Genomic DNA, 24,181 nt, shown 5'->3' on the forward strand with positions numbered 1-24,181 from the left:
CGGGATTGAAGGGTTGTGGAAAGATGCCGAGTAAGCCATTGCGACACTGTTCTAAGCCTGGGTGTCCAAACCTAACAGCAGAGCGTTTCTGTCCTGAGCATGCCAAACAGGAGCGCCAACGTTATGATAGGCAACGTGGCTCAGCTCATGAGCGCGGGTATACTTACCGCTGGTATAAGTATTCGAAGTGGTTCCTAAGCCAGCCTGAAAATGTGTTCTGTAAGTTACAACTGCCGGGATGCACTAACTTGTCTGAGTGTGTGGATCATATTCAAGCGCATAACGGTCCGAATGACCCACTATTCTGGGACTCTAACAACCACCAAGCTGCTTGTATTCACTGCAATTCAGTTAAAGGACACAGGAAGATAGTGGGAAAAGAAAAACCGTTTAGATCAATGGGGTAGGGGGGGGGTAGTGGGTACGACCTAGGAAGTAAATTGCAGGACGAAATAGAAATCCAGTACCCTGATTACTCCTTGTATGGCATTGACTACGCTATGGGATTCACAAGTCGGGGGTGCATCCGCAATTGCGGATTCTGTATCGTGCCACAAAAAGAGGGTCGTTGGCACGCAGTGGCAGATATTGACCAATTCTGGCGCGGCCAAAAACATCTCATGCTGCTGGACGGCAATCTTACGGGGGATCACGAGCATTTCATGCACACCTGTAAGAGGTTGGTTGATAACAAAATCAGGACCTTCTTCAGCCAGGGGTTAGATATTAGGCTCATGGATGATGAAAAGGCCGCAATTCTGGCCCAGGTAAAAGATTGGGACTCAAAAAGAATCCACTTCGCACGGGATAGCCTGGCTGACGAGCAAGATATCCGGCGCGGGATCGAGATTGTCACTAAACATGTTAAACCGCACAGAATCATGTTTTATATCATCATTGGCTGGGATACCACAATGGAGGAGGATCTTTACCGAGTTGAAATGCTCAGAAGTTTTGGGATTGAGCCGTTTGCTATGCCATACGACAAAGCCGATCCATATCAATCAGACTTTACGCGATGGGTAAACGTCAAAAAGGCTTTCAAAAATGTTCCATGGGGCAAATACGAGCGTAGAAGTTAAGGGAGGAGAAACTATGAAATTCTCATGCGACAAAACACTTTTACTCGACGGCATCAACACAGTGCAAAAGGCCGTCGCTACGAAAACACCTACACCTATTTTGCAGGGTATCCTATTGCGAGCCGAATCCGGATACCTACTCTTTGCGGCCACGGACTTGGAAATTGGCATACAAACCAAGCGAACAATCATCGACCAAGAGGAAGAGGGAGGCGCTGTTATCCCAGCCAAAGTTTTTTCGGAGATCGTCAGGAAGCTTCCGGACGGATTGATCCAATGTGAGACGCGGGATAACAAGCTGCTCATAAAATATCGAGGCTCACAGGTTGAGCTTACGATCATGAACCCCGATGAGTTTCCGCTGCTTCCGGACACAGAGACTGATATTGCCACACTGCCGACAGAAATTCTAAAGAACGGCATCAAACGAACAATCACGGCAGTATCCATAGAATTTGCACGGCCGGTATTCACTGGGTTATTATTTTCACTCGCAAACGGGACCTTGGACATGGTAGGAACCGACACTCATAGACTTGCGATATTCTCCCGCCAGACTGAAACCCAAAGCGATTTTACGGCCATTATCCCATCTAAGACTGCATTGGAAATTCTTCGGCTAGTTCCGGAGGGGAACATCAACATCAAGGGCTCAGAAAATCTTGTGAGTTTTGAATGGGGAGAGACGCGAATCATCACCCGGACTATCGAAGGGACTTTCCCGGATTTTAAGAAGGTTATACCAAAAGGATGGACAAGCCGGGTATATCTCAATGTGTCAGAATTCAAGGGAGTAATTGAGAGAGCCAATATCCTTGCAGAAGGTGAAAGTAAAATAATTAAACTATCCGGGGATTCCGGAGAGTTCGATGTTGCTTCGCTAGGAAGTCAATCAGGGCGACTGAATGAGCGCATCGATGCAGAGGTCGAAGGAGAAAAAATAGAGGTATCAGCCAATTCAAAATTCTTTCTGAATGGCTTATCAGCGCTGGAAGGTGAGAATGTGTACGTTGAATTTAACGGATCCAATAATCCAATGGTGCTTAAGGAAGAAGGCTATACTCACATTATTTTGCCGGTGAGAACAGCATGAGGTATGAGGAGTTTTTAGAGAGTAAGCGGATTAAACCGACAAGTGCGGGATTTGATGTACTGATTGAAAGCATTAGTCGGCAACTCTTTCCTTTCCAAAGGGACATTGTTAAGTGGGCCTTAAAACGTGGGAGAGCGGCACTCTTTGAGGACTGCGGTCTCGGCAAAACACCTCAACAGTTGGAATGGGCAAAGCATGTATACGCTCATACCGGGAAAGACGTTTTAATTATGGCGCCGCTGGCAGTCAGCAAACAAACTAAACGGGAAGGGGGCATAAGGTTGGAAGAAAAGAAAAAACGGCCTGCCTGGTACTATGAAACAGTAAAACGCCTTTATCAATATCCCTTAGATAAAAAACGGCTAGCAGTTCTTAATGCAAGACTAGAAACAGAGATGCCAAGTGCCACGGCTCAATACTCCTTAGCTCCCGCATATACCGGTCCAGGAGATCAAACCGGGAACATCGTTTCTAAACGCTGGGAAACATCAGAGGAAATAAACGAACTCCGGATAAAAATACGAGAAATAGAAATAGCAAGTAATGGGTTTGGGGTTGATGAGAAAAGAATCATCGACCTTCGTTATTTTCAGAGGCACAATAAAGACTGGTGGGTAGCAAGACAAGTTGATATCCCGCTAAGAACCTATTACCGAATCAGGGATGAACTCGTGGCCGAAATAGCCGTTTCACTTGGGATAATTAAGCGTGACCAAATAAGCTTCGAGGAAATGGGTTGGTTGGTCTAGGAGTTTGGCACTTTTTTGGCATCTTTTTGGCACTTTATTTGGGTTTGGACGTGGTAAGATAGTAGTGTGCAAGGTGGCGGAATAGGTAGACGCTATGGTGACGGGTAGAACCACACGCATTATCCTGTTGACGGCTAGGCCATTAAGTGACCACGGATTGACAGGCCAGAGAAATCTGCGAACGGCGTTAGATGGCAATTGGTTTATGTAAGGCGCAAATCCTTACCCTTGCAAAGTTAATCTGAAGGGCCAAGTAACTTTATCATACAGTGCCCACAACTTAATATTTTCCCGTCAAGAGAGGCTAGCTAGAGGCCTCTCTTTTCGCTAATTAAGGCGAAAGCCTTGACTTATATTTGACGTTTGAGTTTCTCCTCATCTCTTTTACCCTCACTTAGAGGCCTGGATAAAACCGGGCCTCAATTCTTTTAAGGGTGTGATTCCGGATGTTGACGATAGGTGAATATGTAGAATATACGCAGCCGGAAGTGTTTATGCGGTTATCGAAATTTGTTAAGCCGGTGAAGAAAGAACGGAAAGTCTGGATTACGGTAAAGGAAGCAGAGGAATTAATGCGCCACGACACTTACAGGAGAATTGGTGGAGCAATAAGACAAGTAGGGAAAAGGATATGAACGAAAAGGCAATCGAAGCAATCAAACAGTTGCTTAGAATAATTAAACAGGCGGTTAAGGAAGGATACGATATACCGTATGAACAAGTGGAAGTGCTACGGAGTATAAACTCCCTTGTAGGTATTGCAAATGCGGCAGATACGACTAAGTTTTAGATTGTTTCCTAAATCGATAGCAAAGTAGGCAAAAGGTAAGTGCTCTGTACACGGGTGCAAATCCCGTCAGGTCCACTATTAACTCCTGGAGGTGGTGACAATGTAATGCCAAGGCAACGAAGTGACAAGCGAGATAAAGCCTTCGAAATCTGGCGGCAAAGCGGTGGCAAAACAAAACTTAAAGACATCGCAGCTACGCTGGAAGTTCAAGATACACAAATTCGGAAGTGGAAAAATCAGGACAAATGGGATGAACGAATAAATAGTAACGTTACTAAACCAAACAGTAACGTTACTAAAAAACGTGGGGCACCGAAGGGTAGTAAAAACGCAAAAGGGAACAAGGGAAACCGTGAAGCCGCTGCACCTGAGAGGAACAAAAACGCCGAACGGCACGGCTTCTTTTCGCGTATTATGCCTGACGATCCAGAGACCATGGCCATTGTAAAATCCATCGAAATAAAGAGTCCATTAGATATCCTTTGGGAAAACATCGTCATCCAGTACACGGCGATTGCCCGCGCTCAGAAGTTAATGTTTGTGAGAGACCAAAATGACACAACGGAACACTTGAAACGCGAGAAAGAATCGAGCGGTCCCCAAAGCGATAGTTGGGAGAAGGAGTATGAACTCCAATTTGCTTGGGATAAACACGCGAACTTTCTCCAAGCCCAGGCCAGAGCGATGCAGTCGCTGGAGAAATTGATTGCCCGTTATGATGAGATGTTACCTGGAGCCTTAAAATACGAAGAGCAACGACAGAGGGTTGAAAAAATAAAAGCAGAGATCGGCAAAATCAAACAGCCGGAAAATCCAGAAACTGATGATGGATTTATTGATGCCCTAAAATCTGATGCGTCTAATACGTGGTCAGGTGAGCACGATGACAGAGATAATTAAAAGAGTCGTTAAAGCTGCCCTGTATTTCGTTTCTTTTTCTCTCAAACAAAAAAAGATTCTCCAATGGTGGTGCGATGGAAGCCCATATAAAAACTACAACGGTATCATCGCAGATGGGGCGATTAGAGCAGGAAAGACGGTGCCAATGGCATTGTCTTTTATATTTTGGGCCATGGACACCTTCGATGAACAGAACTTTGCCATGTGTGGAAAATCCATAGGTTCATTTCATCGTAACGTGTGGAAATGGCTAAAACCGACGTTGACCATCCGGGGCTATAGGGTCCAAGAAGTTCGAACCGTTAACTTTATCACGATAACCTTCCGGGGGAAAACGAACTACTTTTATATTTTCGGGGGCAAGGATGAAAGCAGTCAGGATCTGATCCAAGGTATCACATTGGCTGGAATCCTCTTTGATGAAGTTGCATTAATGCCGGAGTCATTTGTCAACCAAGGTACAGGTCGTTGTAGTGTTAAGGGCGCTAAATGGTGGTTTAACTGTAACCCAGATGCCCCGTTGCATTGGTTCAAAATTCAATGGTTAGATAAGGCCAGAGAAAAGAAAATCCTCCATCTACATTTCATCATGGACGATAATCCCAGCCTGGATGAAGAAACCAAAGAAAAATATAAATTGATGTACTTTGGTGTTTTCTTCAAAAGGTTTATCCTCGGACTTTGGCTCATTGCTGAAGGCGCCATCTATGATATGTGGAGCGACGAGGAGAATCTTTTTAACGATGACGAAATGCCACTGGGACTAAAATACCTTGCCAGAAGATCAATAGCAATTGACTATGGCACCACAAATCCCATGGTCTTCCTGGATATTTGGGATGACGGAAAAACGGTCTGGCAGGTTGACGAGTATTATTATGACAGTAAGGAAAAAGGGGCGCAGAAAACAGATTCTCAGTATGCCGATGATCTTATTGAATTTATCGGTAATGACATACCGGATGAAATCATCCTTGACCCTTCAGCAGCCAGTTTTAAGGCCGAATTACGGCAGAGAGGACTACGTGTAAAAGATGCCGATAACGAGGTAAACGATGGCATTAGGGTAACGTCCTCGATGATTGGCCTAAGGTTATATCGGGTGCATGAGAAATGTATCCACACTCGCGAGGAGATCACATCTTATGCATGGGATGAAAAAGCCAGACTGCGCGGCGAAGAAAAGCCTGTCAAAGTTAAAGACCACACTTGTGATGGTGTACGGTATTTCTGCAAGACGAAAATCAAAGCACGGAGGTTAGTAAGTTGAGTAAAAGAAATAAAGACAAACAAGCGGTAAAACCTCAGCCTAAACCTCCAGCTATGCAAACAAGAGACGGCATAATGACTCGTGATGCATTTCAAAATACCCTGGCTCGTACGGGTTGGGGTATGCCCAATATGCTTGAGGGAACACAGTACCCGTTAACCAGGCTCACAAAAGACTATCAGCTCATGAACAGCCTTTACCGCAGTCACTGGGTAGTACGCCGGATCATCGACGTTATTCCTGAAGATATGTGCAAGAACTGGTATCAAGTACAAAGTCAGATCCAACCGGAGTATATTGACCGACTTACTAAGATGGAGCGTCAAACCAACGTAAAAGCAAAGATACTTGAGGGCCTAAAATGGGGCCGCCTTTACGGTGGAGCTGCGGCAATCATCATGATCGAGGGACACGAGGGAATACTCGAACAACCCCTTGATTATGACACCATTATGCCGGGTGCATTTAAGGGGCTTTTAGTCGTTGATAGATGGTCCGGGATATATCCTGAACTTGAACTTGTGACTGACCCTTCGGACTCAGAATTTGGATTACCCAATATGTATCAAGTGACAAGCGAAGCAATCCGGGGAACAATTCGGATACACCATAGCAGACTCCTCCGCTTTACTGGTCGAGAGTTGCCATTCTGGGAACGACAAGCCGAAGTGTATTGGGGAGCATCAGAGATAGAACATACCTTCGATGAATTGAAGAAACGTGATAACACAAGCTGGAATATTGCCAATCTTGTATTTAGGGCTAATCTTAACGTTCTCTCCATGGAGGGTATGGATCAGATTCTGGCTGTAGGAAATGAGAAAGCACAGCAGGATCTATACAACACGGTACAGGCTCAGAATTGGTTATTAAACAACTTCAGTATGTATGTTTTAGGGGAAAAGGATAAATTTGAAAGCAAACAATATTCCTTCTCCGGCCTTTCAGATATCTATGAAAACTTCATGATGGATGTCGCAGGAGCAGCAGAAATGCCGGTGACTAAACTGTTTGGCCGGAGTCCTGCAGGAATGAATGCCACAGGCGAAAGCGACATGCAAAACTATTACGATTCCATTGAAACAAAGCAAGAGTCGTATCTTAAACCAGTATTAAATAAGCTTTTGCCGATTATGTGTGTCAGTGAATTCGGGGTTATACCGGATGACCTGGACTTTGAATTTAATCCAGTGCGCAGGCCAAATAACGGTGAGAAATCTGACTTAGCGGGTAAAACAGCGACGGCAATTATTGATGTATTTAACGCTGGGCTCATTAGTCAAAGGGTGGCACTCAAGGAGCTACGCCAAACATCTGATATGACTGGACTCTTTAGCAATATTACGGATCAGGACATAGAACAGGCGAACGATGCAATTAATCCCCCTGGAGAAGATTTGACTGGGCTGCTTGGAGGATTTGACATACCTCTCACGCAAATACCGAATAACACATCTCGTGTTGCTTCTAAAGAAAGTCCAAATAGCGCACAATCTACCGCCTCTCGACAAATCACGCCTGAGCCGAATGGGGGGGGTAAAGAACGGGGCTTAAAACCAGGACTGCAAACGGGAACTTCAGTAGCTGGCAAGGCAGATAATACTAGTGAAATGAGCGACGAGGAGTACCTTAAGCGTTATGGACATAGCAGGTAGATGGGGTGTAGTTTATGGCATTAGGGAAAGACCAATGGAGCCCCAAGAGAATAACCGAAACCCAATATCAGAAGGCATTAAGTGAGATAGCTGATAATATCCAAGAATCAATTACAGATATGAGTGATCCCTTTGATATCACTGCCAAAATAAAGAACCTCATTAAAAATATGGGGTTCCATCGCTATGCCGAGTCTACTGCTACAAGAATAGTTACACGTATCTTAACTGATTCAAGCCAAACCTGGAGGATGGCAGCCAGGGAGAGCACTCTAGGGAGGTCAATTTATGAGGCACTAAGGAAAGAACTGCAAGGTCCAGTCGGCGGCATGGTGGTGCATCAAGTCCAGAGAAATGCCGAAATAATCAAGTCACTACCTTTAGATTTAGCTCGACAGGTAACTGATTATATCCAGGAAGAGACATTCAAGGGACGTAGGGCATCGGAAATTGCAAAAGATATTCAACTGAAACTTCCCGATATCAGCAGAATTAAAGCTAATCTGATAGCCCGAACTGAAACGAGCAAAACCTCAACCGCACTTACAAGAGCCCGCGCCGAGAATATCGGGTTAGACTGGTATATCTGGCGCACATCCAAGGACTCCCGGGTGCGCGATAGCCATGAACTGATGGAAGGTATTTTGGTCAAGTGGACAGACCCTCCTTCGCCAGAAAGATTAGACGGTCAGAAGAATCCACCGGCACCGTACAATCCGGGCGAAATTTATAATTGCAGGTGTTATCCGGAACCGGTAATAAGCCTTGATTATGTGAAATGGCCTCATAAGGTGTTCAGAAACGGTGCAATTACCATGATGACAAGAAACCAGTTTGAACAGTTGGTGGCATAGGAATTAAGTTAGAAAAGGGGTGATGCACTACTAGTATAAGATACTTAGAATCAATAATAATCAAGTAAAATAAGGGGGTTTGTAAAATGATTGATTCAAACGAACAAATTATAGTTAATGGTGCAGCGGTAGGAACCTCTAATCCAATGCCGGTTAATACCGAATTACCAACAGCGGCTGCTTTGGCGGATGGAGTCGCTAACCCGACCACACCTATTGTTGGCGCAGCAGAATTACTTTTTAACGGAACAACCTTTGATCGCAAACGCACTCCAATAGTATTCAAGACTGTTGCGGCTGTTGCTGTTACCGCCAATACTCCTGTGGATTTATGGACACCAACTGCAGGGAAAAAGTTCCGCTTGATGGGATGGGCGCTCAGTTTATCAGTAGCAGGTAGCGTTATTCTTAAAGATGGAGCAAACGAAGCTATTCGCACGCCATTAATGGCTGCCGGAGTCGGCCTGGCAAGCCAAAACATAGGGAATGGAATTCTTTCTGCTGCAGCTGATAACGTACTGAAAATAGACGTAACGGCTACAGGTGCAGTTAGTGGATATGTTTTTGGATGCGAAGAGTAAGGTGATTAAAGGATGAAGGCTTTTTACGGCTCTCGGTTCAGTCCGAACATGACACGGACCCCCGAGGGCTTTTTAATTTGTCATAATGTACCGATAACCCGGACTGGCTGGTATGACTATCTAGGGCAAGAGCTCAAGCTTAACGACATGATTGACAAAATAGTCAAAGTCTATAAGAGCCCAGAGGAGATATTCTCCCCAGCTACTATGGCCTCCTTTGAGGGCAAATCTGTTACGGATAACCATCCTAGCTCAGAGGTCAGACCGGACAATTACTCCTCTTTTGAAAAAGGTCAAGTAACAAATGTTGGGCCCGGAACTGGAGAGGAATCAGATTGCCTGATTGCAGATTTGATCATAAAAGATCCAAATCTCATATCGGAAATAGAAGCTGGTAAGCGTGAAGTTTCTTGTGGTTATGATGTCGATTATGAACCAATCGGAGACGGCAAATACCAACAAGTGAACATTCGAGGCAACCATGTAGCGGTTGTAAGTGCGGGCCGAGCTGGTGACCGCGTTGCAATAAAAGATGAAAAACCTAAACCAATCGAAAGGAGCAAAAAAATGAAGGTAGACCGCAATACCCTATGGGGCAAAATGCTTTCTGCTTTTGCCAAAGACGCAGAACCCGAAGAACTGGCTGAAGCCTCAAAAATGGGGCCTGGATCGGAGGACAAAACGAAGGATTCCTTAGTGACTCCTACCGCGGAACCGCCGAAAGCCGTAGACAACCCCCCTCAGACCGCCGAGAATCCGGCCATTGCCGCACTTGCCAAGCAAATCGAGGGATTGACTGCAGTTGTACAACAACTTGTCCAGAGCGATAAGCAAGTACATCAAGAAGTGCCTAAAGATGCCCTGGATTCCCTTGCTGCTGAATTGGAAGCCCCTGGCGAACAAGCCAGTGAAGAAAATTCTGTCACGATTCCCGCTGAAACAATGGGAGATGGGGCACCTGTCGCGAATCCTGAAGAAAGGCCAAGGAATCCAATTCCCGGAGCTGACCGGAACGCAATCTTAACAGCCATTAAGGCTGTCAGACCGATTATCGCCAGTATCCCTGACGCTGGAGAACGCAAGAAAGCCTCTGATGCCCTAGCTAAGACCTTCCGGGATCAGATCGCTGCGCCAGCGCAACCAAATGCCGGATATGCTGGGATTCTGGCTGCTCAACAAGCGGCCGTCGCCAAAGCGAAGGACGCTCAACCCAAACCCGAAGACCTTACGCAACTTGGCAAAGACATTGCCAAAAAACACAACCCGCACTACAAGGAGGCGAAGTAAACATGCCTGGACAAGCAATCGGAATTGCAATGAACCTGGGGTATCCCGGTAGTTTTGCTCGTAATGGTGATTGCATCATCATGAACCGGTTAGTCAAAGCCACCGATGCCGCAGGGCCGGCCTTTGGTGATCCTGCGGTCTTAAACACTGACAATACCTACAGTAAATTTGGCGCTGCGAATGTGTCCGCTGATTTAGCAGGTATTGCTGTCCGCGAAGTTAAACAAACCGCGGACTATTACAGTTCTGCAGGAGTTTATAATCCTGGAGAGCCATGCGATGTAATCGAGCGTGGGAATGTTGCGGTATTGTGTAATGTTGGAACACCAACAGCGGGCGGCAAAGTATATGTCCGGATTACCGCAAATGTCGCAATCCCAGCTGGAGTTGTTGGAGGTCTTGAGGCTGCTGCTGATGGTGTCAACACACTTGAGCTAACAAACTGCAAATGGGCAACCGGCAAGATTGATTCTAACAATGTAGCTGAGTTGTCTATCCTAACTCGGAATAAACCATAAGGAGGCGTAAAGAATTGAGCGCAGTACAAACCTACCCGATCAAAGACATCAAAACGATTGATTCAATGGTTGCAAGCGGTGGAAGCTTCGCAATGATGACCATGGACGCGGCTACAGCTGGAGGCATGGCCTTTTTAGTTGGTGAACTCGAGAAGCGTGATCCTAAGGTCCGCGAACCATTAGCCTCTGTCACCTGGGCGCGTGATATCGTTGCTAAAACCGGTGGCGGATGGGTTGAGTTCACCTCTACCATGAATGTCAGTTATGCCACTGCTGGTTCCAATGAAAGCGGCATCATCGGCGGGGAATCGACTGCTATTCCAGTAATGCAAGCGGATATCGGTAAGGATATCTACAAGGTGTTTACGTGGGGCAATATCCTGAAGATTCCTTTCGTTGACCAAGCTAAGTTGCAGAACATTGGTCGGTCATTGGATGATATCTTGGACAAAGGTATTCGTCTTAACTACAACAAGACCATTGACAAAAACGTGTACACTGGACTAGCTGGGAACACCGGCATTGTCAATGATCCCGGCGTAACTGCTGCCAGCGTAGCAAATGGTGCGGCTGGCACTCCTGCGTGGAGCACCAAGACTCCGGATGAAATCTTAAACGACATCAACCAAGCCATGGTAGCTGGCTGGGCGGCTTCCGAATACGATCTCACGGGTATGCCGAATCATATCCTGATTCCGCCTTCTCAATATGCTTACTTGGTAGCTACGAAAATCAGTTCAGCGGGCAACATCTCTATTCTGCAGTTCCTTTTGGAAAATAACATCGGTAAGAATCAGGGTGTTGATCTCGCGATTATGCCTTCCCGGTGGTGTATCGGAGCTGGTGCGGGCGGGACAGACCGGATGGTAGCTTATGCCAATGATGAGGACAAAGTTTACTTTGACCTCACAGTTCCGCTTTCCCGTGTCATGACTCAACCCGTAGTTACGGAAATGTCCTATCTTACGGCTTATGCTGCTCAAATGGGCGTGGTTAAATTCCTTTACTTCCAACCCGTGAGATATTACGACGGCATTTAATGCCTGACGTTTAAGGAGGAAAAAGTTTCATGCGAGTATTTGCAAAGAAAGCGTTTGAATTTACCAGACGCGAATCAAAAGATGGTCAACAAGTCGTGGCTGAAAAGGTCACGACTTCTCCTTTGAAATTCTGCGATCTGCCCGACTGGGTACAAAAAGATCCGATGTTTGCCTGGGCGAGGCAAGATGGAGATATCGAACTCATCCAGACGGCGGCAGATCAGAAAAACGCTGAGTTGACTGCCAACGTAAGGGGAAAGGGTAATAAGGTTGGGTCAAAATCATTGACCAAAGGAGAACCCTCAAATCCCGGCGATACTGTCGAAGACGCAACTCAAAAGCCTGTTGAATAGGCGGTGGTCCTATGGTTGATATCGATGTCAATAGCATAGTGTCAAACGCTTCGAATCTGCGCGCAGGAGAGAATCCCTCATATGCACTGGGGGATTTTCTTTCTGTTTATCCGCAATTTGGACCTGACACAAACGGTAATTATGTTGTGCCCACGACCATCCTTCAGATGTTTATCAATTTAGCCAATGCCAGCCTTCAGGAGTCACGTTATCATGACGCTTGGGCTTTGTGCATGGGCTATTTCGTTGCTCATTTTGCGACTCTCTGGCTCCAAGGAACAGTGAATGCCGGAAGCTCTGCCGCGCAAGTTTTGGCTGCTGGGAAAGCGCAGGGACTTGATACCTCAGAATCTGTTGGGGATGTATCGGTCAGCACGGATTATTCGGCCATAGCTAACGATCTGAACGGATGGGCGGCATGGAAATTGACTATCTATGGGACCCAACTAGCTACTATTGGTAAATTAGTGTCAAGAGGTGGCATGATGGTGTGGTAGAGGGCTACGCAAGGGTTAGCGTTTCAAGTGACAAAACTAAAGAGATGTTCGAAAACCTCAAAGCATTGACCCAAGTGGATGTTCTAGTAGGCATTCCCGAAGAAAAAAGTAGCCGCGAAGACGAGGGAATTAATAATGCAGAGTTAGCTTTTATTCATACCCAAGGGATACGTAGCAAGTCGATGAGAAATGAGATGGACGAAAGCAAACCATATAACGAAGCTCTTCAAATGTATCTTGAGGAACACGGTTCCCCTCTCTGGCATTCTCCCCCAAGGCCAATGATTGAACCAGCTATCGAAGACCCGGACAACCAAAAGATTCTGTCCGAACAGCTTAGACAGGCCGCAGACGATGCGCTTTCGGGGGACTTTGATGCAATGAACACGGATTTAGAAAAGGCGGGAATGCTCGGTCAAAATCTTGTCCGGGATTGGTTTACGAATCCGAAAAACGGATGGGAGCCCAATTCTCCGTTAACGGTGGAACAAAAGGGAAGCGATAACCCCATGATTGACACCGGAGAGCTACGCAAAAGTATTTCCTATGTCGTACGAAAGAAGTGATTAAATGCTGGATGTATCAAGAGTTCTATCTAACCCAAAACTTAATCAATCTTTCGTCGTCTATAGGAGAATGGGATCATGGGATCATGGTCGCTTTGTAGAAACTGAAAACCCGTTGCCCTTTGATGGGGTTATCATGCCAGCTAACGCGAACGAAATTATGCAACTCCCTGAAGGGGACCGAGTGACAGGGGTTATGGTTTTCTATACCTTTCAGGAAATCTTCGCCACTCGAGCTTCCACAGAACCGGGCACATCAGACCAAATCGAATGGAATGGCAAAAGGTACAGGGTTTTTAATATTATCCCCTATAAAGATTACGGTTACTTTAAATCTTTCGGTATAATGATGGAGGGCAAATGATGGATACTATTCTAACCCTTCAGCAAATAGAAAACGCTCTCTATGCATTCACGTGTCAACTGTTAGGACTTAATCCTGATGATCCGGGAAGTTTTGATAAGGTCCGTATGTCTTGGCCGACTGGAGGGGCTCCAGCCTGGGGGATTGATGAAGATGTGGTTTTTCTTCGCATCAAATCGTCAAATGATCCTTACGTTCAGCAGCGAGACACAACCTATTCACAAAATACGGTAGATCTTGCCGATGAGATTATATCGTATACACGCGCTCATCAAATCTACTGGATTATCTACGGTCCAAATAGCTATGAGAACGCTGAAGCTATCAGAAATGGGCTATATAAGGCAAACTTGAGCGCAAGTAATTTATATCTTCAATTGGGTATTTCAGCTCCGACCCGCATTCCTGAATTATTTAGTGGCCGTTGGTGGTCCAGAACCGATCTTGTAGCAGAGTCTTTCGAAAAGGTTACAAGGCAAGGAACCGTACCATATATCAAGAGCACAAATATTCAAATCAAAACGGAAGGAGGAATAACAGAAGATGCCAACCCTACCACTTAGTGATATTGTCAATGTATTAGTGCAAGTTTCCCCGGTGGCTGCGGTGAGGTCGGGATTTAATCTCGGGTTAATCATCGGGACGAGTGCGGTTATTTCGGCAATAGACAGGGTGAAGGTATATACAGGCACTGATGATATGATTGAAGCCGGATTTGCCGCAGGTGATGCGGAATATAAGGCGGCACAATTGTATTTCAGTCAGAAACCTGCGCCGACTCAAGTTGCAATAGGCCGATGGGATACAACAGTTGTACCCGCAGAAACGGCTTTACAGGCAATTCAGGCTTGCCGGGCAGCAAATACCGATTGGTATGCCTGCATGGTTTGTGGAGCGGTAAAAGCTGATATCTTGGCGATTGCACCGTACATCGAAACGGCTAAACCAAGCTCAGCCTTTGGCTATACTACTGCTGATGCTGATGTCTTAGCGGGCACGGCGGGCAATGTCATGGAGACGCTTAAAACGGCCAAATACCGACGCACCTTTGGACAATATTCAACCTATTCTGATGCCATTGCGGCCATTCTCGGTTATGCCATGGGGGCAAATACTGGGCTTGCCAATAGCGCCTATACTCTGGCGTATAAGCAGGAAGTCGGGGTCACACCGGAGGCTCTTACGGCTGCACAGGCGACAACTATCAAAGGCTTGAACGGAAACATCTACATCAACCGAGGCAATACTTACAACCTCTTTGAGCAAGGAGTTATGGCTGATGGGACTCATTTCGATGAGGTTATCGGTCTGGACATGCTGGCAAATGATATTCAGCTCTCTGTGATGGATCTCCTTACAAGTGTAACCAAAGTGCCTCAAACCGAAGGTGGCGTAGCGCTTTTGGTATCGGCAATTACAGACCCATGCGACAAAGCCAGGACAAGGGAATTCATCGCTCCAGGAGTGTGGAATGCACCGCCAATCCTCGGCCTTAATACCGGCGATATGCTTTCCCAGGGGTATTTAATTCTCTCTGAGACAATTGACAGCCAAGGTGAAATAGATCGGGCGAATCGAATTGCACCGCCTATCTATGTACCGATTAAACTCGCTGGGGCTATTGAATCTGTTGTGATTCAAGTCCAGGTAAATAGGTAAGGAGGATTAGGATGTACTCGACTTACAGTTTTGAAGATGTATCAGTGATCATTTCTAATCCCAACTTCGGTCAATTCATCGCCAACGGTGCGGGGGTTGGAAGCATTTCGGTGAACATGACTACAGACCGTACAGCGCACGAACTAGCAGCTGATGGCAGTGTGATGGTATCGAAGATTAAAGGCAGAAATGGTTCACTGGCGCTCAGCATTCAACAGACCTCTTCTCTACAGAAGTGGCTTTTGCGACTTTACAATTATCTGGAAAGCGCGGCCGCAAGCGCTTGGGCGTCCACGACGATTGTCGTAAGGTCACCAATGATGCAGGATCTTCACATTGCGATGGGAGTGTCGTTCCAAAAGCTCCCTGATAGGCCTTATCAGGCACAAGGGCAAAACGTCAACTGGACGCTCATGGCTGCCGACATTCAGCAATATGTTGCGTAATTTAGGGAGGCTTTATGGATAAGAGAGAACTAAGCAAACTCTTTGAGTTTAAGGAACGCAAATTCCGTATCGGGAAATTTGATGCCATGACCGGATCTTATATAGCCTATAAGTTGATGGCCGAGGTATTGCCGATGGGCATAGGGGCTAAACTTGGGTTTTCTGCCCCAACCGGTAGCCCCACTATGAGCAAACAAGACTTTATGGATTTGCAGAAGGATTGTTTGGGCGTTTGTGCGGAACTATTGCCCGCTGGGCCCACACCAGTGCTGAATGAAAATGGGAGTTGGGGCGTGATGGACATCGAAAACAATGCGCCTCTTGTTATGGCACTGACGATACAGGCATTAATGTGGAATGTATCTGATTTTTTTACCGAAGACCTCTTAGCTTCTCTGAGCGAGGTATTGAATTTATCCCTGCCCACTGCGAAAATATAAACGAATTCTTGTACGCCCCAGTGATAGCGGGGATGTGGCAGCAATGTCAGCTTTGGGACGGGACCTATACGTTCCGGGATTTGTTAGATGCTCATGAGATTCTAAGAGTAAAATCCGAAAATGAACTGAGAGCCTATGAAGCAGGGAGGAAGCAAAGTGATTAATGTTATCCGTCAATACCTTGTTAGCTTAGGATTTCACGTCGATACTCCCTCCCTGAACACGGCTCAACATGCCATGAACACGGTTGAAAAATCCATTGCTAGCTTTTCCGATACCGCTCTAAAAAGGTTCGCTGTTGCAGGTACTGCGGTGACGGCTTTTTTTCTGGCCGCTGAAGTGGGAACTGCGAAGTTTATCATGAACCTCGGTCAAGCAGATTTGCAGACTCAAATCTTTGCCCGGCGCATGTGGATGTCGGTTGACAGCGCGCGGGCTTATCAGAACGCTATTGAAGCACTCGGAGTGAGCCTGCAGGATTTATATCTAAGTCCTGAGCTGATGCAAAGGTATATTGAGCTACGTAAAGAAGCTTTCGAACTGCAGATGCCAAGCAAAGAATATGAACAAGAAATGAAGGCCATACGAGATATTACTTTCGAGTTTCAACGGCTTAAACTCGAAGGTACCTATGCTCTCCAATGGATTGGATATTATCTTAATAAATATCTTGAACCCGTATTGGGTAAGTCGGGAACCAATCTAAAAAATATAAATGATCTTATACAGCAAAAGATGCCTCAATGGACTGAGAAAGTAGCTCAATTCGTGAGTTGGTTTGCACGAATGGGTGTAGCCGCCTGGGATATCCGGGGGGCGCTGGGGGCAATTGTGGCTGTGTTTGCCGGGTTTAAGTTGATTAATATGGGGCCACTGGGGTTGATGATAGCGGGGTTGACCGCACTGCTATTGCTACTGGATGACTTCAACACATATAAGAATGGCGGTCAATCAGCACTACCTCAACTTTGGGAATGGGTTGATAAAACCGAGGGAAAGGTCAAGGAGTTCTTCGATTCTTTTAAGGACTCTGGTGAGCTGGATAAATTCATTCAGGCTCTTGCAGGTTTAGTAACTTCCTTTAAGGACGTATCAAAGGCTACAACGGAAGCCTTAGATGAATTAGCTAAATTGGCTGGATATGAAGATTTTGGAGATATGCTTACCAAGAATACATTGACTTTTATTAAACGGATGGTCTATATGCTGGAAGGTGTGGTCTATCTCTTGAAGGCAACAGTGGACCTTATCAAAGGGTTGATAACTGGCGACTTTTCGCAATGGTTCCAGGACTTGAAGGATGAATTCGGAGCATTCAATAAAGGTATTTTTGGTGATGATGCGTTACCTGGAGGTGCACAACGTACCGCATTCAGAGCCCCGAATTATCTTTATCCCCAAAGAAGTATTGCAACTACCAATAATGTAACCATGAAACCTACCTACAATATTTACGGCGCTGCGCAACGTACCGCATTCAGAGCCCCGAATTATCTTTATCCCCAAAGAAGTATTGCAACTACCAATAATGTAACCATGAAACCTACCTACAATATTTACGGCGCTGCGCAACCAGATTCGGTGGTGAGAACCGTTCATCGCAGCAATGTCGATTTGATGACCAGGACGTTCCAGGGGGTAGTAAGATGATTACTTTACCATCCAACGATCCCAATCTGCAACAACTTATCTACGCTAAAACAAATATAGGTGGTTTCTTTTTTGATGCCTTTTTGCAAGTGGATTATTCGAGATCACTAACAATAACAGAGCATCCGGTCGAAACCGGTGCCTCGATTTCTGACCACGCATACATCAACCCAGTACAACTAATTATGCAGATAGGAATGTCCGATGCGGTTAAAGGAGTGGTTAGCGGGCAATTTTCCCAAGGGGTATCAAGGTCACTCACTGCGTTTCAGGTCCTGGCGGAACTGCAGCAACAGAGAATCCCGCTTAACGTCATGACGAGGATGGGATCTTTCGGAAATATGCTTGTGGAGACCATTTCTGTGCCAGATGACTATACCACACTTTACGGTCTTAAGGCCACGGTGTCCCTTAGGGAAGTTTTTGTGGCAACCGTAAAAACGGTAAAAATAAGTGCCAGACCACAAGTCACAGATAGTACCAATAGGGGAACCGTTGAGCCCGTTAAACCTGATGAGAGCTTTTTGTATCAGGCCGAAAAAATACTTAAAGGGGTTTGGCGGTAGGAAATATTCCTCTCAAATGCGAATATGTGTTATTATATTAGCGGAGGGAGGGGAAAATTATGAGATTTCTTAAAAATAAGTGGGTTTGGGCACTTGGAATTTTTATCATTTTCTCCGTATCTTGGAATGCATATATTTCATTTGCTAAGTCCAGTACTGATATGCAATCTGCCGAAAAACAATCTCCAGAAAGGATCGTGTCAAATCAACAACAGACACAGAGTAATGCCAGTCAAGGAAGCGCCGCCATTGAACCTGTAAAATTGAACGACAACCAAGATTCGCAAGATAGTGGTACCTATGAAAAGGCGATGCAAAAAATAAGGGCGGTTGCCAAAAACCCTATTATCCAAGCTGAAGAAGATAAGATATATAGTTCTCAGACAGATGTAGTCGTCGGAAAAAGTCAACTACTTGTATTGAAAGGGTACACCACTTCTATTGGTAAAGTATTTTATCTTGGAAAGTATTATTTAATTGTTGATTTTGGTATTTATAATCTTTCAGAACAAGATTATGTTAGCCTTTGGGATAATTTTTCGTTAAGGGATGCAAGTGGCTATTCCTACTTGCCGTCATATAAGTACCCGTACCTAAATGGTGATGTTGAAGGAATAATCAAACCAGGAGAAAGTAGAAGGGGACAGATAGCTTTTGAAATTACTACTAATGATCAAGTATTCTCATTGGACTTTTCTACTAACGTCAAATCCCCCAATACAGTTCATTTTCTAATAGATTTAACTCAATATATGAAACAGTTTCAATCTAACCCAAGTACACAAGGGTAATGTTTTTAGTTACCAACCTGAACCTCCTTACCCAAGGAGGTTATTTGTTTTACCGGGCGAACGTCTCCTCCTGCGTTCGGCCCGGTTTTAATTTTAGGGAGGAATCTTCAAGTGGGAGGTAAGCCGTCATGGGATATGTAGTCATACCTCTAACAAATGAACCCAACCAGAACTTTATAACAACAATCCCGGTAGACGGTAAAAATATAACTCTGAAGCTGAGGATTCGCTTCAACTCAGCGGGGAACTATTGGATGATGTCTATAACTGATCCGAAGACAGGCAGTCTCATCCTAGACGGGATTCCATTACTCTCTGGCGAATATCCAGCCGCCGACCTGCTGGGCCAATACAAATACCTGGGGCTTGGAAGTGCGGCCATAGTCAATGCCGGTAATAGTTCTATGGATAGTCCAGATTCCACAAACCTAGGGACGGACTTCTTGCTGGTCTGGGGGGACACCGTATGAGCGATTGGAAATCACTCGCGATACAAGAGGCCAACAGACAAAATTGTCCCGTGGATATCGTGTTTGCCACGGTCGAAGCAGAGACGGGTGGTAGAAACACAACTGGGGACAATGGCCATGCCCTCGGCTATGGGCAAGTGTGGTCTAAATGGCACATGGATGCTTTTGAATATGCGGCTCAACTTTTAGGTTTGCCCACACCTCCATCTGACTTGACTTCACTAACGAATTACACCCTTGCAAACGATCAATTTAGTATGGCCGTGGCGGTACGAGTTATTAAACAATATTGGGACAGCGCACAAGGCGTATGGGCAAACTTTACTTACTCATATGTTGGTCCTGGAATTTCTGTTTCTGATTTTAAAAGGCGAGAGAATATCTGGATTAAATACCACAATTCGAGCTTTGATTATACAGACCAAGCGGCCTTTATGGGAGCGGGCAACGGTTTAGTCATCCCGGCCACAAATTACGGTATTGTCCCTGGAAGTGCACAATCTGGGGAAATCTTATATGGCCGAAGATATCGGGTCATAGTTAGCAGCCTAGATGGAGAAAAAGCTGTTGACGTGTCGCAGCTGAGATGTACTTTTAACTGCGTGAAGATCATCCAGATGCAACCGCAATTTTCCGAGATCGTCATCTATAATCTTTCAGCCCAAACTGAAAACGCAATTATCAAAGAAGGGGACAGGGTAGTCGTAGAGGCTGGCTATGAAGGAAAGCAATACGGGCTCATCTTTGATGGGAATGTGGTACAAGTCATCCGGAATAAAGAAGGCGGGACAACCTATACACTGACTTTAGTTGCTGCGGATTCGGACGTGTTTTTGAATTATAGCTTATCGGCTTTCTCGATGATCCGAGGGCAGAATTCGAGAGCGGTCGTTGACAATCTCACGAACAAGGCGACAATCTCAACTCAGCTCGGAAATATCTCAGCAACATTATCGGATTCTGCACTCACCCGGGGAAAGGTTTTCTTTGGACTCACCCGGGATTATTTACGCCAAATCGCTCAATCCGAGAATGCAACCTACTACATGGAAGATGGAAAAGTAAATATTATTAGGGCCGAGGACATTCCGGAAGGCGAAATCATTGAGCTTTCTCCCGAATCCGGGTTAATCGGCGTACCGGAGCAGTCGGACTTCGGAGTAAAAATCAAGTGCCTTTTGAACCCGCGTATAAAGATAAATTCCTTGGTACACGTGGACAACAGCTTGATTCGGAATCAACAGTTCGATCAGGGACAACCTATTTCACTAGATCACGACGGGATTTATCGAGCTATCAAGGTAACGCATATAGGGGATTCACGTGGGAACGATTGGTACACGGAGATTGAAACTGTAACTCAATCTGGTATACTCCCGGCCATGGTAGCAAACGGAGGACAAGTTCCTTGGTGAGGTGATTATGTGAGAACCATTGGCGAAAGAAGTAATAGTGAGTATGAACTCTACCAACGCATGGGGGAAAAATGGGGAACCGATATTAGAGTGGCTATGCCGGGAATCATTCAGAGCTTTGATCCAGCGGAGCAGACGGTGATGGTTCAGCCGGCAATCAAAGAGAGAGTGGTTGATCAATCTGGAAACATCCAAATGGTTAGCCTTCCTCTGCTTCTTGACGTGCCTATCGTCATACCGAGAGCCGGGGGTATCGTACTAACGATGGCCATACAGCAAGGAGATGAATGCCTTGTAATCTTCGCTGACTCGTGCATCGATGCGTGGTGGGTTTATGGAGACGTGCAGACACAAGCAGAGAAGCGCCGGCATGATTTAAGCGATGCCTTCGCCATCTTGGGGACATGGAGCCAGCCGAAGCGAATAACGAATTACAGCACAACTTCAGCACAACTCAGAACCGAAGATGGAGCCCAGTGCATTGACATTTCGTCAAGCGGAATCGACCTCAGAGGAAATATAACAAAGAATGGGGTGCCGCTATGAAATACCGGGCTTTAGATTCAAATGGTGATTACTCATTTGGCAAGGGGATACAAGATTTTCTTTTTGATGCCGATGCAGTAGCACAAGCGATAAAAACAAATCTGCTTCTGTTCAAAGCGGAGTGGTGGGAAAATCAATCAGAAGGATTGCCTTTATTCCAAAACATCCTCGGCCAATCCGGAACACCCGAACACCTTAATGCTGCCGATTTACTCATTAAGGAAAGAATACTTGCCACGGAAGGAGTTGCTGAGGTAACCGACTTCAAAAGCGCTTACGAGAACAGAAAATACACAATAACCAGTTGTACTGTAAAAACAACGACCGGCCAGAATGTTATTGTATCGGGGGTGAATTTGTAGATGGCCTATTTTGCACCCTATATTGATGCGACAGGACTTCATTTGCCGACATATCAAGACATCCTCGATAATTTAATCCAGCAGGCTAAAAACATCTTTGGACAAGATATTTATTTGGGTGTCGATTCACAAGACTACCAATGGATCTCTGTGGTGGCCGCAAAAATCAATGACACTCTTCAAACTATTCAATTTGCATATGATAGCCATAGTCCGGTTACGGCGATAGGGGCTGGATTGGATACGCTTGTAAAACTCAATGGAATTGCAAGAATCGCCTCGACATATTCAACTGCAGTAGTCACTCTAACGGGGACTCCAAATACTGTAATAAACAATGGTGTTGCTCAAGATAAAAGCAATTATAAATGGAATCTGCCATCAAGTATCACAATAGGAACAGGGGGCACGGTTGATGCCACCGTTACCTGCCAGGCTGCAGGCGCTATATACGCGAATCCAGGAGATATAAATGTTATTACAACTCCGACTTATGGCTGGGCCTCAGTGACGAACGCTAACGCAGCAACCCCAGGAGTAGCAACTGAAAAAGATTCCCAACTTAAATCACGGCAGGCCATTAGTACAGCGTTGCCGAGCCGGACGGTCCTGGAAGGTACAAAAGGAGCCATAGCTGCAGTTAGTAATGTGACCAGGTTCCAGGTCTATGAAAATGACACTAATGTTGCTGATGTAAACGGGCTCCCACCTCACAGTATTACCGCGCTTGTCGAAGGAGGAGCAGATGCCGACATAGCTCAAGCGATATTCAACAAAAAAGGACCTGGAGGCTATACGAATGGTACAACTTCGGTCAATGTAACAGATCAATATGGGCAGGTGAACGCTATTAGATTTTATCGACCTACCTATGTAGACATAGATGTAGTAGTCAATGTCAAGCAACTATCCGGATATACAACAGCAACGACCTTAGCAATTCAAGCGGCAATAGCCGCCTTTTTAAATGGGATGAGCATGGGCGTCAACGATATCCCGGTAAACAATTTCTTTGGACCAGCATTATCGGCGCAAAATCTATCTAGCTCGGTTTTCAGTGTGACTTCGATCACTGCAGCAAGACATGGAGGGGTTCAGGGAACTGCAGACATCACAACAGCGTTTAACGAGGCTGTCCGGGGCAATACGGCGTATGTCACAGTGAATATAACTTAGGAGGTAGTTATGCCGGATGTTCAAAGATATCTCAATTTAATTACTTCTGAGCACCAGAATAAACAAAAGTTCATGGACTGGTTAACAGCTCCTCTAAGCATCTTAGATGATGGAGTGACTTTGGCGGCTAATCTCAGTTTATATTTTGATCTCGATACTGCAGTGGGAGTACAATTGGATACCCTTGGTGAAATCGTTGGAGTAAAAAGGACGGTAAATTTTCAACCTACTGACGGTTCTAGCCCTGTCCTGGACGACACTACCTATAGACTCATCCTGCAAGCGAAGATCCTGCAAAACCTGTGGGATGGGACAATTCCACAGATATATGATCTCTGGAATACCCTTTTCACTGATGCCTATCTTATCCTTCAAGATAACCAGGACATGACGATGAATGCTCTAATTATCGGGTTAACTTCGCAAATACAAAAAGACTTAACATCGAACGGGTATATTGTACCAAAACCCCAAGGCGTGAATATCAGTTTCGCTTATTCCTCTAATCCATTCTTTGCCTATGGAATCGAAGCCACAGACTTGAAGGGCTATGGTGAAGGATATTGGGCTCAATACTTCTAAAAGGAGGGATTTAATTGCCTGGAAGTACTAACTTTTTAGTTTTTAATCCCACGGATGTGGCTAACACCCAAGATGATGCGACTTATACTGCCGAAACCCAGAGAACTGGCGGCCTTCAAAACGGTATAGCTAAAACGGCCATGCATAATAAGCTTTTTAGACAAGTGACCGTGATGGTGGCGGCCATAGCGCAATACATGGCTAACCAAGGTCAGACTGTAAGTGATGCTGATGCTTCGGCCTTAACTACGGTAATTCAAAATTCATTCGCTCAAAGAGGGGCAACTGCCCTAGACACAGGAATAGATGCCAATACTTATGTGTGGCAAAATGGAGTCTACACCTGCACTGCTAACGTCGCAAATATGCCGATAGCAGGACATACCTGGATCGTAAAGGCTGCTGTAGCCGATGCGAATAATGTTTATCTCTATGCTATAGATCTGACTTCAGCCGGTAGCTATTATGTCCGGGAAAAG

The 24,181-nt window shown here is 45.5% G+C and carries 33 protein-coding genes; all 33 read left to right on the plus strand.

Annotation, left to right across the window (positions count from 1 at the left end; all coding sequences use genetic code 11):
• On the plus strand, positions 1-407 hold a 407-nt coding region (locus ACYQ2N_RS01990; RefSeq protein WP_459997296.1), incomplete at its 5' end, for a hypothetical protein.
• Positions 408-440: 33 nt separating this feature from the next.
• On the plus strand, positions 441-1,082 hold the full coding sequence (locus ACYQ2N_RS01995; RefSeq protein WP_459996718.1) for a radical SAM protein: 642 nt from the start codon (positions 441-443) through the stop codon (positions 1,080-1,082).
• A gap of 13 nt (positions 1,083-1,095) precedes the next feature.
• Positions 1,096-2,175, plus strand: a complete 1,080-nt coding sequence (gene dnaN / locus ACYQ2N_RS02000; RefSeq protein WP_459996716.1) for a DNA polymerase III subunit beta — start codon at positions 1,096-1,098, stop codon at positions 2,173-2,175.
• Positions 2,172-2,924, plus strand: coding sequence for a DEAD/DEAH box helicase family protein (locus ACYQ2N_RS02005; protein ID WP_459996715.1), 753 nt, complete (start codon positions 2,172-2,174; stop codon positions 2,922-2,924). The genes dnaN and ACYQ2N_RS02005 overlap by 4 nt, the downstream gene beginning before the upstream one ends.
• Before the next feature lie 446 nt (positions 2,925-3,370).
• Positions 3,371-3,559: a hypothetical protein gene (locus ACYQ2N_RS02010; protein ID WP_459996713.1), complete on the plus strand. Its 189-nt coding sequence runs from the start codon at positions 3,371-3,373 to the stop codon at positions 3,557-3,559.
• Entirely contained in the window at positions 3,556-3,714 is a 159-nt protein-coding gene (locus tag ACYQ2N_RS02015; RefSeq protein WP_459996711.1) for a hypothetical protein, read from the plus strand. Before ACYQ2N_RS02010 ends, ACYQ2N_RS02015 begins: the two co-directional genes overlap by 4 nt.
• A gap of 105 nt (positions 3,715-3,819) precedes the next feature.
• Positions 3,820-4,614, plus strand: a complete 795-nt coding sequence (gene terS / locus ACYQ2N_RS02020) for a phage terminase small subunit (protein WP_459996708.1) — start codon at positions 3,820-3,822, stop codon at positions 4,612-4,614.
• Entirely contained in the window at positions 4,598-5,884 is a 1,287-nt protein-coding gene (locus ACYQ2N_RS02025) for a PBSX family phage terminase large subunit (RefSeq protein ID WP_459996706.1), read from the plus strand. Before terS ends, ACYQ2N_RS02025 begins: the two co-directional genes overlap by 17 nt.
• Positions 5,881-7,539 carry a phage portal protein gene (locus ACYQ2N_RS02030; RefSeq protein WP_459996704.1) on the plus strand — a complete coding sequence of 553 codons (1,659 nt, stop codon included), beginning with the start codon at positions 5,881-5,883 and terminating at the stop codon, positions 7,537-7,539. The genes ACYQ2N_RS02025 and ACYQ2N_RS02030 overlap by 4 nt, the downstream gene beginning before the upstream one ends.
• Positions 7,540-7,553: 14 nt before the next feature.
• Positions 7,554-8,393 carry a phage head morphogenesis protein gene (locus tag ACYQ2N_RS02035; protein ID WP_459996702.1) on the plus strand — a complete coding sequence of 280 codons (840 nt, stop codon included), beginning with the start codon at positions 7,554-7,556 and terminating at the stop codon, positions 8,391-8,393.
• A gap of 86 nt (positions 8,394-8,479) precedes the next feature.
• Complete coding sequence (locus tag ACYQ2N_RS02040) at positions 8,480-8,974, plus strand: hypothetical protein (protein WP_459996700.1); 495 nt, start codon at positions 8,480-8,482, stop codon at positions 8,972-8,974.
• A 12-nt stretch (positions 8,975-8,986) separates the two neighbouring features.
• A complete protein-coding gene (locus ACYQ2N_RS02045) occupies positions 8,987-10,261 on the plus strand; it encodes a DUF2213 domain-containing protein (RefSeq protein ID WP_459996698.1) in 1,275 nt (424 codons plus the stop codon).
• Positions 10,262-10,263: 2 nt separating this feature from the next.
• A complete protein-coding gene (locus ACYQ2N_RS02050) occupies positions 10,264-10,779 on the plus strand; it encodes a structural cement protein Gp24 (RefSeq protein WP_459996696.1) in 516 nt (171 codons plus the stop codon).
• A 14-nt stretch (positions 10,780-10,793) separates the two neighbouring features.
• The gene (locus ACYQ2N_RS02055; protein WP_459996694.1) at positions 10,794-11,819 is read left to right on the plus strand and encodes a DUF2184 domain-containing protein; all 1,026 of its coding nucleotides are present in this window, start codon (positions 10,794-10,796) and stop codon (positions 11,817-11,819) included.
• Positions 11,820-11,848: 29 nt separating this feature from the next.
• Complete coding sequence (locus ACYQ2N_RS02060; RefSeq protein ID WP_459996692.1) at positions 11,849-12,172, plus strand: hypothetical protein; 324 nt, start codon at positions 11,849-11,851, stop codon at positions 12,170-12,172.
• 11 nt (positions 12,173-12,183) lie between these two features.
• Entirely contained in the window at positions 12,184-12,669 is a 486-nt protein-coding gene (locus ACYQ2N_RS02065; RefSeq protein WP_459996690.1) for a DUF4054 domain-containing protein, read from the plus strand.
• Positions 12,663-13,235 carry a phage virion morphogenesis protein gene (locus tag ACYQ2N_RS02070; RefSeq protein WP_459996689.1) on the plus strand — a complete coding sequence of 191 codons (573 nt, stop codon included), beginning with the start codon at positions 12,663-12,665 and terminating at the stop codon, positions 13,233-13,235. The genes ACYQ2N_RS02065 and ACYQ2N_RS02070 overlap by 7 nt, the downstream gene beginning before the upstream one ends.
• Before the next feature lie 4 nt (positions 13,236-13,239).
• A complete protein-coding gene (locus ACYQ2N_RS02075) occupies positions 13,240-13,599 on the plus strand; it encodes a hypothetical protein (protein ID WP_459996687.1) in 360 nt (119 codons plus the stop codon).
• A complete protein-coding gene (locus tag ACYQ2N_RS02080; protein WP_459996685.1) occupies positions 13,599-14,162 on the plus strand; it encodes a phage neck terminator protein in 564 nt (187 codons plus the stop codon). The genes ACYQ2N_RS02075 and ACYQ2N_RS02080 overlap by 1 nt, the downstream gene beginning before the upstream one ends.
• On the plus strand, positions 14,143-15,258 hold the full coding sequence (locus ACYQ2N_RS02085; RefSeq protein ID WP_459996683.1) for a DUF3383 family protein: 1,116 nt from the start codon (positions 14,143-14,145) through the stop codon (positions 15,256-15,258). Before ACYQ2N_RS02080 ends, ACYQ2N_RS02085 begins: the two co-directional genes overlap by 20 nt.
• Before the next feature lie 11 nt (positions 15,259-15,269).
• A complete protein-coding gene (locus ACYQ2N_RS02090; RefSeq protein ID WP_459996681.1) occupies positions 15,270-15,704 on the plus strand; it encodes a tail tube family protein in 435 nt (144 codons plus the stop codon).
• 14 nt (positions 15,705-15,718) lie between these two features.
• Complete coding sequence (locus ACYQ2N_RS02095; RefSeq protein ID WP_459996679.1) at positions 15,719-16,144, plus strand: phage tail assembly chaperone; 426 nt, start codon at positions 15,719-15,721, stop codon at positions 16,142-16,144.
• Between the two features lie 32 nt (positions 16,145-16,176).
• Positions 16,177-16,308, plus strand: a complete 132-nt coding sequence (locus ACYQ2N_RS02100) for a DUF6889 family protein (RefSeq protein WP_459996677.1) — start codon at positions 16,177-16,179, stop codon at positions 16,306-16,308.
• On the plus strand, positions 16,301-17,794 hold the full coding sequence (locus ACYQ2N_RS02105) for a hypothetical protein (RefSeq protein ID WP_459996675.1): 1,494 nt from the start codon (positions 16,301-16,303) through the stop codon (positions 17,792-17,794). Before ACYQ2N_RS02100 ends, ACYQ2N_RS02105 begins: the two co-directional genes overlap by 8 nt.
• Positions 17,791-18,360 (plus strand): phage baseplate protein, encoded by a 570-nt coding sequence (locus tag ACYQ2N_RS02110; protein WP_459996673.1) that lies wholly within the window; start codon positions 17,791-17,793, stop codon positions 18,358-18,360. The genes ACYQ2N_RS02105 and ACYQ2N_RS02110 overlap by 4 nt, the downstream gene beginning before the upstream one ends.
• Before the next feature lie 59 nt (positions 18,361-18,419).
• Positions 18,420-19,151 (plus strand): DUF4352 domain-containing protein, encoded by a 732-nt coding sequence (locus tag ACYQ2N_RS02115; protein ID WP_459996671.1) that lies wholly within the window; start codon positions 18,420-18,422, stop codon positions 19,149-19,151.
• Positions 19,152-19,279: 128 nt separating this feature from the next.
• Entirely contained in the window at positions 19,280-19,621 is a 342-nt protein-coding gene (locus tag ACYQ2N_RS02120) for a phage baseplate plug family protein (RefSeq protein ID WP_459996669.1), read from the plus strand.
• Positions 19,618-21,036, plus strand: coding sequence for a phage protein (locus ACYQ2N_RS02125; RefSeq protein ID WP_459996667.1), 1,419 nt, complete (start codon positions 19,618-19,620; stop codon positions 21,034-21,036). The genes ACYQ2N_RS02120 and ACYQ2N_RS02125 overlap by 4 nt, the downstream gene beginning before the upstream one ends.
• A gap of 9 nt (positions 21,037-21,045) precedes the next feature.
• Positions 21,046-21,582, plus strand: a complete 537-nt coding sequence (locus tag ACYQ2N_RS02130; protein ID WP_459996665.1) for a Gp138 family membrane-puncturing spike protein — start codon at positions 21,046-21,048, stop codon at positions 21,580-21,582.
• Positions 21,579-21,944 carry a contractile injection system sheath initiator gene (locus tag ACYQ2N_RS02135; RefSeq protein WP_459996663.1) on the plus strand — a complete coding sequence of 122 codons (366 nt, stop codon included), beginning with the start codon at positions 21,579-21,581 and terminating at the stop codon, positions 21,942-21,944. The genes ACYQ2N_RS02130 and ACYQ2N_RS02135 overlap by 4 nt, the downstream gene beginning before the upstream one ends.
• Positions 21,945-23,120 (plus strand): baseplate J/gp47 family protein, encoded by a 1,176-nt coding sequence (locus tag ACYQ2N_RS02140; RefSeq protein WP_459996660.1) that lies wholly within the window; start codon positions 21,945-21,947, stop codon positions 23,118-23,120.
• A gap of 9 nt (positions 23,121-23,129) precedes the next feature.
• Positions 23,130-23,702: a baseplate wedge 1 family protein gene (locus tag ACYQ2N_RS02145; RefSeq protein ID WP_459996659.1), complete on the plus strand. Its 573-nt coding sequence runs from the start codon at positions 23,130-23,132 to the stop codon at positions 23,700-23,702.
• 14 nt (positions 23,703-23,716) lie between these two features.
• On the plus strand, positions 23,717-24,181 hold a 465-nt coding region (locus ACYQ2N_RS02150), incomplete at its 3' end, for a hypothetical protein (RefSeq protein WP_459997297.1).

This window comes from Paradesulfitobacterium aromaticivorans (assembly GCF_054657415.1).